Source organism: Lactococcus sp. DD01, from assembly GCF_001578715.1.
GTDB lineage: Bacteria > Bacillota > Bacilli > Lactobacillales > Streptococcaceae > Lactococcus > Lactococcus petauri.
Map to the genome: position 1 here is coordinate 787480 of NZ_KQ968939.1, position 17042 is coordinate 804521.

General features: G+C 38.1%; 16 protein-coding genes and 1 pseudogene. 4 read left to right on the forward strand and 13 right to left on the reverse strand.

Annotated elements, in window-relative coordinates; all coding sequences use genetic code 11:
• Nucleotides 1-83 (forward strand): annotated as a pseudogene (locus tag LACDD01_RS12290) (N-acetyl-muramidase); the annotation flags it as partial.
• Nucleotides 84-167: 84 nt separating this feature from the next.
• On the opposite strand, the gene LACDD01_RS03830 reads toward LACDD01_RS12290, so the two are convergent.
• The 4 genes from LACDD01_RS03830 to LACDD01_RS03845 all read right to left on the reverse strand — a co-directional run bounded on the left by LACDD01_RS03830 (nt 168) and on the right by LACDD01_RS03845 (nt 3803).
• Entirely contained in the window at nt 168-1061 is an 894-nt protein-coding gene (locus LACDD01_RS03830) for a DNA/RNA non-specific endonuclease (protein WP_061413257.1), read from the reverse strand.
• Between the two features lie 108 nt (nt 1062-1169).
• Nucleotides 1170-1976 carry a GH25 family lysozyme gene (locus LACDD01_RS03835; protein ID WP_019292139.1) on the reverse strand — a complete coding sequence of 269 codons (807 nt, stop codon included), beginning with the start codon at nt 1974-1976 and terminating at the stop codon, nt 1170-1172.
• 70 nt (nt 1977-2046) lie between these two features.
• Nucleotides 2047-3171 carry a radical SAM family heme chaperone HemW gene (gene hemW, locus LACDD01_RS03840; RefSeq protein WP_061413258.1) on the reverse strand — a complete coding sequence of 375 codons (1125 nt, stop codon included), beginning with the start codon at nt 3169-3171 and terminating at the stop codon, nt 2047-2049.
• A gap of 44 nt (nt 3172-3215) precedes the next feature.
• Nucleotides 3216-3803, reverse strand: a complete 588-nt coding sequence (locus LACDD01_RS03845) for a hypothetical protein (protein ID WP_061413259.1) — start codon at nt 3801-3803, stop codon at nt 3216-3218.
• A 157-nt stretch (nt 3804-3960) separates the two neighbouring features.
• On the opposite strand from LACDD01_RS03845, the gene LACDD01_RS03850 reads away from it, so the two are divergent.
• Nucleotides 3961-5553, forward strand: a complete 1593-nt coding sequence (locus tag LACDD01_RS03850) for a bifunctional aspartate transaminase/aspartate 4-decarboxylase (protein ID WP_019294126.1) — start codon at nt 3961-3963, stop codon at nt 5551-5553.
• Nucleotides 5554-5624: 71 nt separating this feature from the next.
• On the opposite strand, the gene tpiA is transcribed toward LACDD01_RS03850, so the two are convergent.
• The 7 genes from tpiA to pcrA form a co-directional block, all read right to left on the reverse strand.
• Complete coding sequence (gene tpiA / locus LACDD01_RS03855; RefSeq protein ID WP_004258230.1) at nt 5625-6383, reverse strand: triose-phosphate isomerase; 759 nt, start codon at nt 6381-6383, stop codon at nt 5625-5627.
• A 134-nt stretch (nt 6384-6517) separates the two neighbouring features.
• Nucleotides 6518-7429, reverse strand: a complete 912-nt coding sequence (locus tag LACDD01_RS03860; protein WP_061413260.1) for a bifunctional riboflavin kinase/FAD synthetase — start codon at nt 7427-7429, stop codon at nt 6518-6520.
• Between the two features lies 1 nt (nt 7430).
• Nucleotides 7431-8336: a tRNA pseudouridine(55) synthase TruB gene (gene truB / locus LACDD01_RS03865; RefSeq protein WP_061413261.1), complete on the reverse strand. Its 906-nt coding sequence runs from the start codon at nt 8334-8336 to the stop codon at nt 7431-7433.
• Between the two features lie 126 nt (nt 8337-8462).
• Nucleotides 8463-8915, reverse strand: a complete 453-nt coding sequence (locus tag LACDD01_RS03870; RefSeq protein WP_061413262.1) for a VOC family protein — start codon at nt 8913-8915, stop codon at nt 8463-8465.
• 86 nt (nt 8916-9001) lie between these two features.
• Nucleotides 9002-10258, reverse strand: coding sequence for a multidrug efflux MFS transporter Mdt(A) (gene mdt(A) / locus LACDD01_RS03875; protein WP_061413263.1), 1257 nt, complete (start codon nt 10256-10258; stop codon nt 9002-9004).
• 197 nt (nt 10259-10455) lie between these two features.
• Entirely contained in the window at nt 10456-11022 is a 567-nt protein-coding gene (locus LACDD01_RS03880; RefSeq protein ID WP_061413264.1) for a DNA-3-methyladenine glycosylase I, read from the reverse strand.
• A gap of 3 nt (nt 11023-11025) precedes the next feature.
• The gene (pcrA, locus tag LACDD01_RS03885; protein WP_061413265.1) at nt 11026-13320 is read right to left on the reverse strand and encodes a DNA helicase PcrA; all 2295 of its coding nucleotides are present in this window, start codon (nt 13318-13320) and stop codon (nt 11026-11028) included.
• A gap of 210 nt (nt 13321-13530) precedes the next feature.
• Between pcrA and LACDD01_RS03890 the strand changes: the two genes are divergently transcribed.
• Nucleotides 13531-14397 carry an ABC transporter ATP-binding protein gene (locus LACDD01_RS03890; RefSeq protein WP_061413266.1) on the forward strand — a complete coding sequence of 289 codons (867 nt, stop codon included), beginning with the start codon at nt 13531-13533 and terminating at the stop codon, nt 14395-14397.
• Nucleotides 14398-14409: 12 nt separating this feature from the next.
• A complete protein-coding gene (locus tag LACDD01_RS03895; RefSeq protein WP_061413267.1) occupies nt 14410-15177 on the forward strand; it encodes an ABC transporter permease in 768 nt (255 codons plus the stop codon).
• A 50-nt stretch (nt 15178-15227) separates the two neighbouring features.
• Here LACDD01_RS03895 and LACDD01_RS03900 read toward each other — a convergent pair whose 3' ends face one another.
• Both LACDD01_RS03900 and LACDD01_RS03905 read right to left on the reverse strand, forming a co-directional pair.
• Nucleotides 15228-15959 carry a class A sortase gene (locus LACDD01_RS03900; RefSeq protein WP_061413268.1) on the reverse strand — a complete coding sequence of 244 codons (732 nt, stop codon included), beginning with the start codon at nt 15957-15959 and terminating at the stop codon, nt 15228-15230.
• Between the two features lie 11 nt (nt 15960-15970).
• Nucleotides 15971-17041: an FAD:protein FMN transferase gene (locus tag LACDD01_RS03905; RefSeq protein ID WP_061413269.1), complete on the reverse strand. Its 1071-nt coding sequence runs from the start codon at nt 17039-17041 to the stop codon at nt 15971-15973.
• Nucleotide 17042 lies beyond the last annotated feature (1 nt).

Genomic DNA, 17042 nt, shown 5'->3' on the forward strand with positions numbered 1-17042 from the left:
GTTATGCAACTGACCCAGCCTATACTGAAAAGCTCATTCAAATGATTGAGAGTTACGGTTTAGATCAATACGATAAGATTTAGTCTTTCTTTCTCAAAGACATAAAAACGTAGAAACTAAAACTCTGTTTCTACGTTTTTATTTTATTCAAACAGGAATCTACTCTCCTACTGCAAAATCATGCCCTTGCCTGAAGCATAATCAATTTGAATACCTGGCTGCACATTTGGAATGAAAACATTAAACTCTAAGCTTCCATCTTTCGACTTGGCTTCCATATGCGTCCCTGAGGGAACGAGATCATTCCCATCATACATAGGTTCTACACGATAACGGACTGTTTTATTCTTATCGAGCGCTTTACGCACTAAACCTTCATAATAGTTTTGCCCTGTATTTTCCTCGTTGCCATTACTTGCCTGATTGGCCCAAGCGGTTTGTGTACTGATATTTTGTGGATTTGCTTCAGAAGCATCAAAGCCTTTAATATTTCCAGCTAGCGCGTAGCCAATTGAATGTCCTCGATTATAGAGTGTGCTGTATGAACCAGAGGGAATCATGAGTTGTTTCCAGCCTACAGGATTTATTTTCGCACTGTTGGACTTTCCATCTGCTCCCGTTGTTTCTGAACGGTTTTTGTACTGGCGGCTTGTCTTGTTGAGGAGTGCATTGGCAAGTTTGGGACGACCTAAAGCATCTTGTTTTGCCAGTTGAACATAAGGTGCACTGTTAACTTTAGCATTCAAGTCTGTTTTATTGTCATTGACAATAAAGGCACCAGTTCCATTATAAGTGACTGAATCTTTGAGGTTCTTTTTAATTGAAGGTGTCAAAACTGATTGTGCTAAAGATTGTGTCGGCACTTTGTCTTTGACACTGCCATAATCTACCTTGCTAAAATTCTTAAGTTGCTGGCTTTGCGCTGGCTGATTCAGTGATGGTGTTCCTGTGACTGTCGACAATATTTCGGGATTCGACTTTAGAAATCCTAAACCAAGAACGACAACTGTTCCTAGAATCCCTGCCCCTGCTTTCAAACCTGTTTGTTTTTTCTTTGCCATCTTCGCTCCTGATTTTATCTTATTACTCGTTCAATGTTTGTTTCTTCTTGTCTCAAAAACAACATAAAGAAAATAGACTTTCGTCTACTGCTACTTCCCTTTATTAGATTAGGGATTTCTAAAAAGTTTATCGTACTGTTCTTGCGTACGAATCATATTTAAATCTAAATGTCCACCATAGCTCGACAATTGTCCGCGGTCCGTGAACTGGTGCATGTCATAGTTCAAATCTGTTTTAGGAGATGTATCCCACATCCCGGTATTTCGACCATAATCAGCCATCCAAATTGAACTAAAATGGCTAGAGTCAATCTTATGGTCAGTCAAGAACCAATCTTGCGCGTAGATACCTATATTCTTGGCACCTAGGCTCTTAAGCTCCTCACGGAAAGCATCCACACCTTCGCTCATGTTATCCATGCTGACTTCTTCAATATCCAGCCAATAATACGTTGGTTTAAAAGGATGAGCCCGCTCATAAAAAAGACGTGCCTGTTCTTTCATCTCTTCAACATTTTTACCATTGACATAGGCATATACAGCAACAGGAACACCACGCTTTTGCAATTCGCTCATATGCGTTTTAAATTGACGATCTTCACCACTTTTATAAGCTGCTGCATTGTCCTTACTTGACTTTCCTGTCTGTACACGTACGACAGCACCAATGACTTCTTGACTCATTAAATTATAATCAATATCTTCTGGGCGTTGCCATGCGGAGATATCTACTACAAAACGGTTCAAATCAACATCATCATTGCTTAATGATTTATTTACAACCACCGTTTCTTCTTTTTCATGCGTCGCTGCCATTTCGGGAACCTGGTATCTTAGGTTACCAAAAGCAAAGACCAGAGCAGTAAAAATTCCAGCAACAATCATGGTTGCTAGAGGGGTAAGTTTTTTTCTCATATTACTATTTTCACTCTTCATTCACACTATTGTAACATAGATTAGAACAATATCTTTCAGATATGCATACTTAATCTAACAAAAAACGCTCAAAAACTTCATTTCCTAATTCAAATCCTTTTTCCGTCATCTGAATCCGTCCATCAGCTTCAAACAACATTTTTTGAAACGCCAATTCTTCAATAATTGTGCCATAAACTTCTTCAAGTGTTTGACCAAACTTTTTATGGAAACATTCAATGGATACGCCATTTTTTTTGCGTAAGCCCAGAAACATTTCCTCCTCAATCCTTTGTTTTCTTGTCAATACTTCTTCATTTACACGTTTATTTTCCTCGCGTAAATAATGATGAACAGGTCCATGATTTTTATAACGAATGCCATCAAGATAACCTGAAGCTCCAGCTCCAATGCCATAGTATTCCGCATTGTCCCAATATGTCATATTGTGCTTACTTTCATAGCCGATTTTTCCAAAATTTGAAACTTCATAATGCGAATAACCTTTAGAAGTCAGCATTTCAATAATATACTCATACATATCCGCATTGCGATCATCAGATGGTAAACGGAGGCGTCCACGACGTTGACGATTCATGAATACTGTATGATCTTCTAGTATCAGGCTATATAAGGCAACATGGGGAAGGTCCAATTCTAAGAATTTTTGAACATCCCGCTCAACCATTTCCATCGTTTGGTTCGGTAAGCCATAAATTAAATCTATTGTGATATTTTCAAATCCAGCAGCACGTAGTCTTTCTATTGAAGAGTAAACTTGTGCTTCAGTATGTGTTCTCCCAATTTTTTTCAAGAGTTTATCATCAAACGATTGTACACCAAGTGAGATGCGGTTCACAGGCGAATTCGCTAAAACAGCAAGGACTTCATCTGTTAAATCAGAAGGGTTTGCTTCCACTGTGAACTCTTCAAGTTCTTCTAAATCAAGCGTTTTTGTCAGATGCGTGAGTAATTTTTCAAGCTGATCTGCAGGTAAAACACTCGGTGTCCCACCTCCAATATAAAGCGTTTTTAAACTACTAATATCATAACTATCATATTCTTTGAGCAACTCATCAATATAGGCTTCGACCGGTTGTCCCGTCATCAAAACTTTAGCAAAATCACAATAGTAACAAATATGTGAGCAAAAAGGGATATGTACATAAGCTGCTTTTGTTTCGTTCTTTTTCACTTTATTTCCTCTTCATTATTTGTTTCTATGATTTTTACAAATTTTCATTTTACGCTAGTTTTTATCGACTTATCTTTCACTTTTAAAATCACTGTCATTAAGATGTTTAATAGAAAAAGATAAACAGGGAAAGCAAGATGTGCAAAATCCCAAGTACTTGTAGCGGGAAGGGCAATTCCCGTGGTCACTATTCCCGCAGCAAAGGGCTTAATGCTTTCAGTTTCAGGATATCTCCAAGCTTTAATCAAGGTAGGCAAAGCTGCTAAAGCATCACTCATGATGGCCAATAAAATCGCCAGATTAGAATTCTGTGTCAAATACCAGATGACTAAGGTGGTCAGTGAAACTATTCCACAGGACAAGTCAAAAAAGGTTATTTTCCAAAAAGACTGCTTATTTATAAAGGAAGCGCCAAAAACAAGCAAGGGCGTAAAGCCAGCCATAAAAACAGGAATTTGACCAAGGCTAAACCCCGACGAAGAAAAGGTGGCAAAAAAAGCAATCATTGGCGCTAAAGCCCAGAGAAACCAAGTTACTTTATTGGGAATAACCCAGCCTTTGAGTGTGGCTCTAACGTAGCCCAAAGCAAAATATAAGGTAACAGCAGCACTCAAAATAAGTAAATATGCCATCTTGCCGCTCTCCTTTACTGGTAAAAACTCATATCTTACTATTGTAACAAAAAACGAGCGAAAATTTTATCATTTTAGACTATTTGAGTCAATTTGTTTTCTATTTATTGTGTTATAATTAATAACAAAAGTTCAATAAATTTAAATGGGAGAACACATGGAAAAAGAAGTTACCATTACTGATTATACCGGTTTAGGAGCTTTTGAAGTTAGCTTTGAAATGCTTAAACTGGCAGAAAAAAATAAAAAAGCCAATATCTTTTTGAATGCCGGTCGCGGCAATCCAAACTGGATTAATACAAAAGCACGTTTAGCCTTTAATCGCTTGATTGAATTTGGTATTAAAGACTCCCTTCGTACGATTGAAAAAGCTGATATGGCTGGATACACAACATTGAAAGGTATTGGGCAACGCTTTGAGGCTTTCTTAGAACCTGACGATGATGAGATTGATAAATTCTTGATTGATGTCATGGACTATATCGAAATTGATCTTAAACTAAATATTGACGATGTGATTAAGGAATTTATCGATGGTGCTATCGGAAATAATTATCCTGTTCCTAGCCGCTGTCTGAGAAATACCGAAATTGTCTTGAATCGTTTTATGGAAAAAATTCTGTATAATGGCGTTCATCTCGAAAATAAGACACAAATCTTCCCAACGGAAGGCGGTACAGCTGCGATTGTCTATATCTTCAACTCACTCAAGCGCAATAAATTAGTTGTGCCGGGTGATAAAATAGCTATTAACACACCTATCTTTACACCTTACTTGCAACTTCCTGGTTTAAGTGAATTCAATCTGGTTGAAACATTAATTACTTCTGATGAGAGCGACAATTGGAGCATTCCCGAAACAGAAATCGAAAAATTATCAGATCCTGAAATCAAGGCATTCTTCTTAGTTAATCCATCAAATCCAGGTTCTAAAGCTTTCAGTCAAGAAACACTTGACGCTTTAAAACGAGCTGTTGAAAAAAATCCGGATCTCATCATTATTACAGACGATGTCTATGGAACTTTCGTTCAAGATTTCCAATCTGTCTATAGTGTTGTTCCCTATAATACCATTCTCGTTTATTCTTTCTCAAAACTTTTTGGTGCAACAGGTTGGCGTTTAGGGCTTATTGCCATGCAGGAAGATAATGTCTTTGACCGTCTTATCTCTGAGCTTGATCCTGAGGATATTGAGAAACTCGACAAGCGCTATGATATTGTAACACATGACACTAAAGAGCTACCATTTATCGAACGTATTGTTGCGGATTCACGTTCTGTTGGTCTCTATCATACGGCTGGCCTCTCTACACCACAACAAATCATGGAAGTTCTTTTTGCCTTTACGCATTTGATTCATCGTAAAGAGGCAGATCCTTACTTTGAAGCTTGTGATGCTCTTATTGATGAACGTTATCAAGATTTGCTTAAAGCCATGAAATTAGAGCCAGACAACTCGAAAGAGAATGCTAAATATTATACGCTCGTAGATATTTACCAACTTGCCGAAATCCGTTTTGGTAAAAAATTCCGTATCTATTTGGAAGAAAACTTTGATTACTTAGAGTTCTTGCTCAATCTCGCCGACAAAAATGGCGTTGTTTTGATGGACGGGACAGGTTTTGGTGCTTCTAGCGGAACACTCCGCATCTCTCAAGCCAACTTACCTACAGAGGATTATTACTTGATTGGGAAGCAGATTATCAATCTCCTTAAGGAATATTACTCGGATTATTTGAAGAAGAGATGAGTGTAAATAATACTATATGAAATAAAAAAAGGAACCTTAAAGGTTCCCTTTTTTTATTATGCATGTTAATCTTATTTGTAAATTTCAAGCAAGCCAAGGAATGAATCAGCTTCGAGTGAAGCTCCACCAACCAAAGCGCCGTCAATGTTTTCTTTAGACATAAGTTCAGCAACTGTTTCAGGTTTTACAGAACCACCGTATTGGATACGTACAGCATCTGAAACTTCTTTTCCGTAAAGTTTTTCAACTGTTGAACGAACAACACCACAAGTTTCGTCAGCGATTTCAGCAGTAGCAGTTTTACCTGTACCAATAGCCCAGATTGGTTCGTAAGCGATAACCATGTTTGCAACATCTTTACCGTCGATACCAGCAAGACCAGCTTCGATTTGAGCTGAAACCCATTCAGCTGTTTTACCAGCTTCAAAAGTTTCAAGTGTTTCACCACAGCAAAGGATTGGTGTTACACCAGCTGCGATAAGAGCTTTAGCTTTTTTGTTGATGTCTTCGTCTGTTTCGTGGAAGTACTCACGACGTTCGCTGTGACCGATTACTGAGTATTCGATTCCTTCTGCTGCAAGCATAGCTGGAGCGATTTCCCCAGTGAAGGCACCTGAATTTTCAAAGTAAACATTTTCTGCTGCAACTTTAAGTGGATTATTTCCACGTTCTTGTACCATTGATACAAGGTAAAGTGCAGGAGCTGCAATAGCAACTTCTACTTTGTCTTCTGATGGCAATTTACCGTCAATGTTAGCGATAAATTCTTTAACCTCTTTGAGGTTTTTATTCAATTTCCAGTTACCAGCGATAATAGGTTTACGTGACATTATTAATGTTCTCCTTAAAAATTGTTCTTATTAAGTATATCACAATCTGGCTCTTTCTGCTTGGATTAACGTTTCAACCTTTTACCCACCAACTGGTGAACCAAGTAAAGGGTAACAGAAAAACCTAATCAAAATTAGGCTTCTTTTACTTTATATTGCCGTGCTTTTTCTTCGTCATCTTTCATCTGAACAATCAAAGCTTCAATGCTGTCAAATTTAATCATTTCACGAATCTTATCTAGCCAGAGAACCGTTAAGTTTTCTCCATACAAGTCCAAATCTTTATCAAAAATATGGATTTCGACTGTTTTTTCTTTGCCATTAAAAGTTTCATTATAGCCGATTGAAGCAAAGCCACGTTGACGTTGGCCCTCCCAAAGAACATCTACCGTATAAACACCAGTTGATGGGAGATGAATAAAGTCTTTAATCGCTAGATTAGCAGTTGGATAGCCGATTGTTCGGCCACGTGCAAAACCATGCACCACAATTCCAGTTGTCTCATAAGGATAACCTAAAAGCTCGTTTGCTGCTTCAATATCTCCAGTTTTTACAAGTTCACGTATCCGAGTAGAGGAAATTTTTCCTTCATCATCTGCAACTTCTGGTATAACGACCACTTTATATTGATCATTGCTTTTGAGTTGTGTCATGTCTGAGCCCGTTTTATGATCAAAGCCTGTAATAACAATTTTCGGTAAGAATTTTTCCACTACATTTTTAGAGAATTCTTCTGCTGTTTGTTTAGCAAAACTTGAAGTAAAATCTTTAAAAACTAGATAGTCCACCCCATTTTCTGCAAAAAGTGCTTCTCGTTTTTTATCACTTGTTAACTTAAGCAACATATCTGGTTCAAATTTTTGAAAAGTAAGTGTCGGTTTTTCTGGAAAAGTTAAGACGGCAATCTTCAAATTTAGAACAGCTGCGAGTTTTTTTGCCTCAGCAAACAAAGCTTGGTGACCACGATGTAAACCATCAAAATAGCCCAAGACAAGAACTGTCGGTTCAGTCCAATTTTCAATTTCGTCAAAATATAAAGTTTTCATTTTAATTTATTACCTTATTTGGTTTTAATATTCCTGGTTTTTCGGGATGTCTCATATAGACAGCAATCAATTGATCTTGATAAAAGAAAGCAAAACGTGTGGCTTCGCCAAGCTTAGCAAACTCAGCTTCTTCAAACTTTTTACCCACGCGTACTGCTGCTGCTTGTTCGTCTGTAACATCAAGGCGCGGTAAGTCAGAGACTGCGACTTCATTTGGCTGTAATATTTCATCAAGTTTTTCAGCCTTAACTAAAGTCTCAATCTGCCCCAAAGTCATTGCATCAGCAATATGCAAACCGTTAGCTGCAGTCCGCTGTAATTTAGACATATGCCCCGCATAGCCCAAAGCATCAGAGAGATCAACTGCCAAAGTACGAATATAAGTACCCTTGCTACAAGCTACACGAAACGTAAATCGTGCGCAGCCCTTTTCAAAAGTCACTGGACTTGTCCGCGTAAATGATTTGATGGTAACCTTTCGTATGGGACGCTCAACCATTTGTCCGGCTCGTGCATATTCGTAAAGGCGCTTGCCTTTCACTTTAACTGCTGAATACATAGGTGGGACCTGTTGAATCTCCCCGACAAAACGTGTCATTACCTCATCAATTTCTTCGTCTGAGAGGGTTGATGGCACAGGTGTAGTTTCAATGACTTCACCTTCAGCATCCTCTGTTTCTGTAGAGAAACCGATTGTCACTTCACCTTCGTATACTTTCCCCGCCTCTTCCATGTATTCCAGAAGGCGAGTGGCTTTACCAACAGCTACAGGGAGAACTCCTGTCACTTGTGGATCAAGCGTTCCTCCGTGGCCGATTTTTTTTGTTTTTAAAATTCCTCGAAGTTTAGCAACAACATCAAAAGATGTCCAGCCCGCTTCTTTATATACATTTAAAATTCCATTCATAGATACATAATTATAGCACTTTTTCAGACTTATTTCAGATAAAGGAGCGCTTCAATTTAAAATATTTACATAAAAATAACGTAGCATTTTCTGCTACGTTAAAATACAAGTGAACTTTGCCCGTTTTTACATTTCTCCAAGTTTAGAGTAAGGTTGCGCATGCAACATCCATCGTACGCCATATTTATCAGTAAAATCGCCCATAGCGCCGCCCCAGAATTGTTCTTCAAAAGGCATATTTATTGTCACTTTTCCTGAATCAGATAAGTGTTTCCAAAATTCCTGCGCTTCTGCCATCGCCTCTTTATCTTCTGAATTAAGATCTAATAAGATCGATATTCCTGTATAACTTAAAGCTTCATGTTGAAAATTATCTGCTGCCATAATAGTCGTTCCTAAGATATCAAACTGACTGTGCATTGTCATTTCTGCTGCTTGTTCTTCAGATAAACCAAATTCTTTTGCCTGTTCAGCAGCAACAGGAACACGGTGGATATTTTTTGCACCAAGAACTTCTTCATAGTAAGCAAGTGCTTCTTTGGTATTGTTAAGAGCAATATAAGGATGTATGTTAGCCATAAGCGCCTCTTTCTTTTTTACTTGCTATTGTGATACTTTCATTTTATCATAAGGAAGCTCTTTCAACTATTGATTTGATATTTATTTCATTGTCCTTCATTTTCTAACTTTCTTTGCAAATGTTTATCATAGTTCCGAACTGAGGGCGTACAATATAATAGAGCTGCAGCTAATATGCCTCCAAAGCCTGCAATCACAAGCATGTTTTGAACACCTATGGATTCCGCTACTGGAGCTGCGAAGATTAGCCCCACTGGCCCGGCAATACTCATCAATGCAGAGACTATTCCCATAACCCGTCCTAAGTATTGGGCTTCAAATGATTGCTGCGTGATTGCCATATTCATTGTGGTATAAATCTGTCCCACAATTCCAGCAAAAACATTCAAAACAAGGAAAACCCAAAACCCGTTCATATTGCCAGGAAGAAAGCCTGAACCACCAATGCTCAAGCCAACGATAAGATAAGCCGCAATAATCCAGGGCATACGGTCCTTAGTTTTTCCAAAAATACCGACAGCAAAAGAGCCAATCAGCATCGCAGCAGCAAATAGAACTTCAACCCAACCCGCGTGGACAATCGTGCCGCCAAAATATTTTGTGGTCACTAGAGGATAGAGACTCATTGCAGGCATAAAAAGTAACATAAATAGGGCACCGATGAGTGTCATTTTCCACATCGGTTTATTCTCACGGAGAATTTTAAACCCTTCAAGCGCATCCCTAATCACAGAGATCTTTTCGCCCTGTGAAGCGACTTCTGGTATCCTGACTAAAAGCAACATTCCAGCACCAAGAATGAAGCCAATCACATCAAGTAAAATAACCCAATGAATCGGCATAGTTGCTACCATGAAAGCTCCAATCCCAGGTGAAACAATAAATATCAAAGATTGAATAATACCGAACTGTCCGTTGACTCGAGTAATTTCGTCTTCTGGTACCATTGTGGGCATAATAGATTGGACTGTTGGCATCTGAGCGGTCTGTGCAACCGCACGAATACCAATAGTCACAAAGACCATCCAAAGTGGATAAACATCATTATTAATCCCGTAAATAAAAAGACCCAAGGCTATTACTGCCACCACAGCATCATATGAAATAAGTAAGAACTTCTTGTTGATACGGTCAATGAATGGCCCAACAAACGGGCTTAGAAGCGCCATTGGTAACATACCTACAAGTGTAGCAATTGCAAGGACAGATTCTTCACCTGTTTCAAGGGTCAAATACCAAATAATCGCATACTGGACAATCATTGAAGTCACGCCCGTTAGGAGCTGACCTATCAAAAACAAATAAAAATTTTTCCGCCAATTTGGCGGGACTGATGTGTTCATAGAGTTCCTTTTTCTATATTTTCTTTAAGGAGCCTAAAATTTTATCCGTAATCCAAACAGATATTCTTCTCCTTTTTAAATATTAGCATATCAAAAAAGGAAGAGTTCTCAAAGCAATTCAAACCTTAACCTTTAGTATTTTGCTGATTATTAAGAAGCATCAAAAAGCGCCTGATAAATGTCAGACGCTCCTCTTTCTACAACAGCTCTTTATTACGGAAACAATAATCCGCATGGTCATTAATCACGCCTACAGCTTGAAGATAAGCATAGATGATTGTTGGACCAACAAATTTCATTCCTCTTTTCTTCATGTCTTTAGACATAGCTTCAGCTAAAGCATTGGTAACAGGTACTTGGCTCTCATCAGTAATTTGATGTTGCAACACTTGACCTTCTGAGAAAGACCAAATATATTTATCCAAAGAACCGAATTCTTTCTGAAGTTCTAAAACTTTTTGAGCGTTATTTACTGCAGCTGCTATCTTTAGCTTGTTGCGGATAATTCCCGCATTTTGGCGGAGTTCTTCTTCCTTTTCCTTACTATAGCTGGCTACTTTTTCAATCTCAAACTGATCATAAGCTTTATAGAAGCTTTCTTGTTTGTTTAAAATGGTTGACCAAGAGAGGCCTGCTTGATTCATATCTAAAACGAGTTTTGCAAAAAGCTCTTGATCGTCATGGACCGGAGTACCCCAATATGTATCATGATAATGAATCATCTTCTCCGAAGAAAGACACCACTTGCATCGCTTCTTATCCATTTACTACTCCTTTTTCTCAATTGGTGCCATTGCAGCCAAAAGACGTTTCATACCCACTTCAGGAAATTTAATTTTCAGCTCCATATTCTTACCGGTTCCAGTAACAGCTAACACAATGCCTTCGCCCCATTTGCGGTGGACGGCAGTATCTCCAATCGTCCAATCTTCTGTAGCTACATCTGCTTTTTCAATCACACGTGATGCTCCAGGATTGACCGCAGCTTTACGTTGATGAAGAGCATCTGTCATGGACATGCCAGTACCAAATCGTGTCGCACCTCCAGCCATTTTATAACTAGCATTGAAGCTTGAAGTGGCCTTACGTGCAATCCCTCCATAGTCCAATAACTCATCATCAATCTCAGAGATGAAACGGCTCGGACGATTATAGCTGGTTTTACCGTAGAGCACACGTTGATTTGCATTGGTCATATAAAGAAATTCTTCGGCGCGCGTGATTCCCACATAGGCAAGACGACGTTCCTCTTCCAATTCATCAGGATCATCATTAACACGTGAAAGTGGAAAGATATTTTCTTCCATCCCAATAAGAAATACAACAGGAAATTCTAGACCCTTTGCAGCATGTAAGGTCATCATGGTAACCGCGTCACTCGCTTCTTCGTATTCATCCACCTCAGAAAGAAGACTCACTTCATTAAGGAAACGACTCAAGCGGTCCAAACCGGTTTCCTTGATTGGTTCTCCGGTCATTTCATCTAGTGGTACTTCTGACTTTTCATCAAAATTCTTTGTCACGGAGAGAAATTCTTCGATATTCTCAATCCGTGTCTGAGCTTCAAGATTTGCTTGCATTCGCAGGAACTTCATATAGCCCGTGCGGTCGAGCATTTCTTCGACAAGTTCCGTGATACTAGATGTTTCAATGAAGCTACGCAAGAAATCAAAAATTAGCCCAAGATTGTAGATTTCGCCAGCTGCTTTGCCTCGAATATCCGATAAAGTAATATCCAACGTTGATTCTGCTAAAGATTTACCTTGCATATCCGCAAAGTTTCTCAATTTTTCCAGAGCACTTGGACCAACACCACGTTTAGGCTCATTAACGATCCGCTCAAAACTCATATTATCTCGAGGATTTGCAATCACGTTAAGATAAGAGATCACATCACGAATTTCTTTACGTGAGTAGAACTTTGTCCCAGCGACCATACTATAAGGAATATTAGACTTCAAGAAGGCTTCTTCTATTGTACGTGACTGTGCATTTGTCCGGTAAAGGACTGCTAAATCAGAGTATTTCCGTCCAGCTTGCACTTGCTCATTGATTGTCGAAGCTGTAAAGATTGCTTCATCCCGCTCATCGTTGGCACGATAATAAAGAATATTCTCCCCATCATTATTTTGAGTCCATAATTTTTTAGGACGACGGTTCACATTGTTGTTTATCACATTATTGGCAGCTTGTAAGATTGTTTTTGTGGAACGATAATTTTCTTCAAGTAAAACAACTTTCGCATCGGGATAATCTTTTTCAAAGTCAAGAATATTCTGCATATCTGCACCACGCCAGCCATAGATCGATTGATCAGCATCACCAACGACACAAATATTTTTAAAACGTTGAGCCATTAACTTGACGAGCTGATATTGCGCATGGTTAGTATCTTGATATTCATCCACATGGATATATTGAAATTTACCTTGATAATAGGCTAAAACATCTGGATTTTTATCAAAAAGACGTAAGGTTTGCATGATTAAATCATCGAAATCCATCGACTCCGCTTTACGCAGTTCTGCCTGATAGGTTTTATAAACACGGGCTGTCAGTAACTCATAAGGATTACGCGCATTGATTTGTCCTTCGTAAGCCTCGGGATCGAGAAGGTCATTTTTAGCGTTTGAAATCGTATTAAGGAGCGTTTTGGGTTCCCATTTTTTAGGATCCAAGTTAGCTTCTTTCAAAATACGCTTCATCAAGGTTTTTTGTTCCCCTGGATCAATAATCGTAAAATTACGGTTATAACCAATATGATCTGCATCGCGTCGGAGGATTCGGACACACATAGAGTGAAATGTTGCAATTAATGTATCTTGAGCTGCCGGGGTTAAATTAAGTGCACGTTCTCTCATCTCACGTGCGGCTTTGTTGGTAAAGGTAATCGCCAAAATATTCCAAGGATTCACCATTTTTTCATCAATAAGATAAGCAATACGGTGTGTCAAAACACGGGTCTTTCCGGAACCCGCGCCCGCCATAATCAAAAGTGGTCCTTCTGTAGTTTGTACTGCTTCTGCTTGTTTTTCATTCATTCCATTTAATAAAGGATTCATTTATTCTCTCAATTCCAGTCTAGTCTTGCTCTCCTATTATAACAAAAGAGGACCTATCCTGCACATCTGTTTTCCCTAAATTCTTTTTCATTAAATGTAATGATTCTCGCAATAAACAAAGCTGTAAATATGGTATTACACTTTATGGATTGGCTTGTAAAAGCAACGCACACATGATAGAATTATTCATAAAATGAAAGAAGGAAAAACATGACGCTGAACATCCAAAACCTCCGCTTCTCTTACCAAGCGCACAATGTCCTGAATTTATCCCCTGTATCTTTTGAACAAGGAAAAATTTATGGGATTGTGGGAAGAAATGGTGTCGGAAAAACAACATTTTTTAAAACGCTGACTAATATTATTACCAACTATTCCGGTAGCATCGAAATTGATGGGAAGAATATTAAAGAAAATCCCAAAGTACTGACTTCTGTCGGTATTGTTCTTGATGATATGGAACTTTATAAAAATTACTCAGGTTGGTTTAATCTTCGCTACTTTGGTGGGCTACGTGGAAATTTTGATGAAGAGAGAACCCGCATCTTAGCTAAAGAATTAAATATTTACGATAACCTGAACGAAAAAGTAAGCCGTTATTCTTTAGGAATGAATAAAAAGTTGATTCTTCTGATTTCCCTGATGAGCGATGCGAATATTCTCATTTTTGACGAGCCTTTCCGTGGCTTAGATAAAAAAACAGTCGAATGGTTTAAACATTACTTGCTTCACTTAAAGACACAGGGACGAATGATTCTTATTTCAAGTCATGTTCAAGAAGACATTGAAACTCTAGCCGATGAAGTTTTAGTCCTAGAAAATGGTAATTTTGTTGAAAAATTCGATCTTCATAAGAAGAATCAGACCTATATTTACCGTGTACAAACAAATCAGCCTCAAGCGCTTCACACCTTCCTAACGGAGTTACAAGTTAAGTTTTCACAACAATCCGAAAACTGGACTATTTTTGAAATGAATGAAGACAAGTATCGTGAATTCTTCAAGGAAGCTGTAGCTCAAGATATTGAGTTTTATCAGATAAAAAAAGAAAGCAAGTTCATTGAACTTGTGAAATAGGAGGAGCTCAGTATGAATGCCAAAAATATTTTTAAAATGGAAATGTATAAAAACATAAAGGATAAAACTTACATGATTGTCCTTGCCGTATTCATTTCTTTAAGTTTACTGCTTAACTTTTCATGGTTAGCTGTCAGTTTGACAAACATTGATTTTCAAAACTTTCCCATCCTCCTCACCTTTCTTTCGATTACGACTGTCTTTGCCGTCATTGGGTTAGCTATCTTTTCCCTCTTATATCCTTTTCATCTGCTCAATATTGATTATAAAAACAAGGTCATGAGTTTGATGATTGCAAGTGGAGTCTCTCGGGTCAAATATTACTTTGTCAAAATTGGCACAACAATTTTGACTCAATTAATTGCTCTTTTTCTTGTCTTAGTTGTCCCCTTTGTCACCTTCTTTATCTTCAACCAAGAAACGGTCTTTTCTCTCTTTCGATCGCTTGACTTACTCGTTCATTCTGCCGATATTTTTACGGGACTTCTTTCTTATATTTTAGGACTCGTAGCTATGATGGTAACAATGGCTTTAGCCGTTATTATCACGCGCGGAAGAACATCAGGTTTATTTGTATACATTGCTTTTAATTTCACCTCTCGCATTCTTCAAACAGTCTTAATGAGTCTATTTTTCCTCTTCCTTGCACAAGTAGGAACTTCAGACTTTAGTTCTACCTTTGTAAGTAATAACAGTCTCTTCAGTATTGGTTACCATATTATAGAAATCTTAGTTTTCGGCCTCATTGGTATTTTCTATCTTCGCAAACAGGATTTATAAAAGTATCGAAAAAAACTTCCAGAGCATTTCTGGAAGTTTTTTTATTTTTATTAAAGTACTTGATTATAACTGCGGTCAAAAGCAGATTTCATCTCTTGTGTCGCAGCATCATAAGCAACTTTTTTCTCAAATGTACCATGTACAATAATTCGATTTACAGCTTCTGGATCAGCACAGGTTACCAAGGTAATCTCCGTTTTTCCTGGTGTATCATCGATTACCTCTGAATGTTCTGGAGAAACGACAGATATTTTGTTGATACGATATTGATAGATATTATTTTTGTCCGTGACGTAAATAACCATCCCCTCTTTCGCACGTTCAAGCGGGGTAAAGAGTAGGCTAACATCGCTGCTAAATCCAGTGACGTTATGGCTGGCTAAAGCATAATTTCCTTGCCCCATCACTTGGTCTTCCTTCATCGTACCCGCTCCAAAAGCAAGGTTCTCATTTGCTAAGCCTTTGAAAATTGGCAGATTAATGCCAACATCTGGAATTGCAATGCCCCCAATGACTGGCATGGGTTGACGGTTTAACTGGTTACGTACCACTTGTTCAAAACTAATCGACTCTACACTGTCAAAGTCAAAGTTGCCCTTTACTTCTTTGTTTTCTTTAATCGTTTCCCGCGTCACATTATTTATCTGATAATGCGCCGTATTTCTGCCGATTAACCAGTTTCGGATAGGTTTGTTAAAAACAAGGATTAAACCCACAAGAAAGAGAACCAAAATAAGCAAATTGACTAGCACGCGTTTCCAACTCTTACTTTTTTTCGCCATGTTGCCTCTTTCTATTTTAAGTCTTTAATTTGACCGATCTTATAGTTTTCACTGGTTAAGTCAAATTTATCTTTTAAGCCATCCGTAATATAGACCTTGTTATCTTTATCCACAAATACAGCTTGAACATTTTTCAGGCTTTCGACATATTCATAACCTTTTTTGGTTCCCATAGCGTAAATCATAGTAGATAAACCATCACCATTTGTAACATCATCACCAGAAATTAAAAGAGTGATACTGGCAATATCATTGTCAAATGGGAAACCCGTTTTAGGGTTAAGAATATGAGAGTAGCGATGCCCATCCACTTCTAAATAACGTTCATAGATACCAGAAGTATTTACATGTTGATCACTTGCTTTTAAAATTCCTAACTGCGATTTTTCTGGATCATTTGGGTCTTTTATAGCAATCGTCCACGCATCATTTGTTTGACGTGGAGAATGTCCAATCACGTAGATAGAACTTGATCCCAAATCGACAATACCAGTGGTTACGCCATTATTTTTAAGACTTTCAACCATCTTCATGGCTGTATATCCTTTAGCTATTGAACCTAAATCTAAGCGGGCACCTTTTTGACTTAAATAGACGGTACTGTCCTTTTCATTAAACTGGATAAATTGATAGTTAATCAGAGGTAAGACCTTGTCTATCTCATCTTGTGAAGGTTTCCGTGCATCAGGAAAGCCTATATTCCAGAGCTTGCTCAAAGGACCTATAGTAATATCATAACCCATATCCTTAGCAGAATAGTTATAGCCTAGCTTGATCAATTGATAAATTTCAGAATTTACTTTGACAGGTTTAATACCAGCATTGTCATTGATTTTATCGACAACTGACTTTGCTTGATCTACAGATACCCAATCGTTATATTTCTCAGCGATATTTAAAGCTTCTTCAACCGCTTTTTCCTTACCTTTATCGTAGACAGTGACTTGGATGTAGGTTCCCATTGTTGTGGCATCTTTTTTGATTGGCTGCTCTAAAAGATCACGGGTCTCCTTATTTGAACTACAAGCTGCCAGTAAAAAGATACTGACAGCTGCAGTTAAGAATATAAATAATTTTTTCATT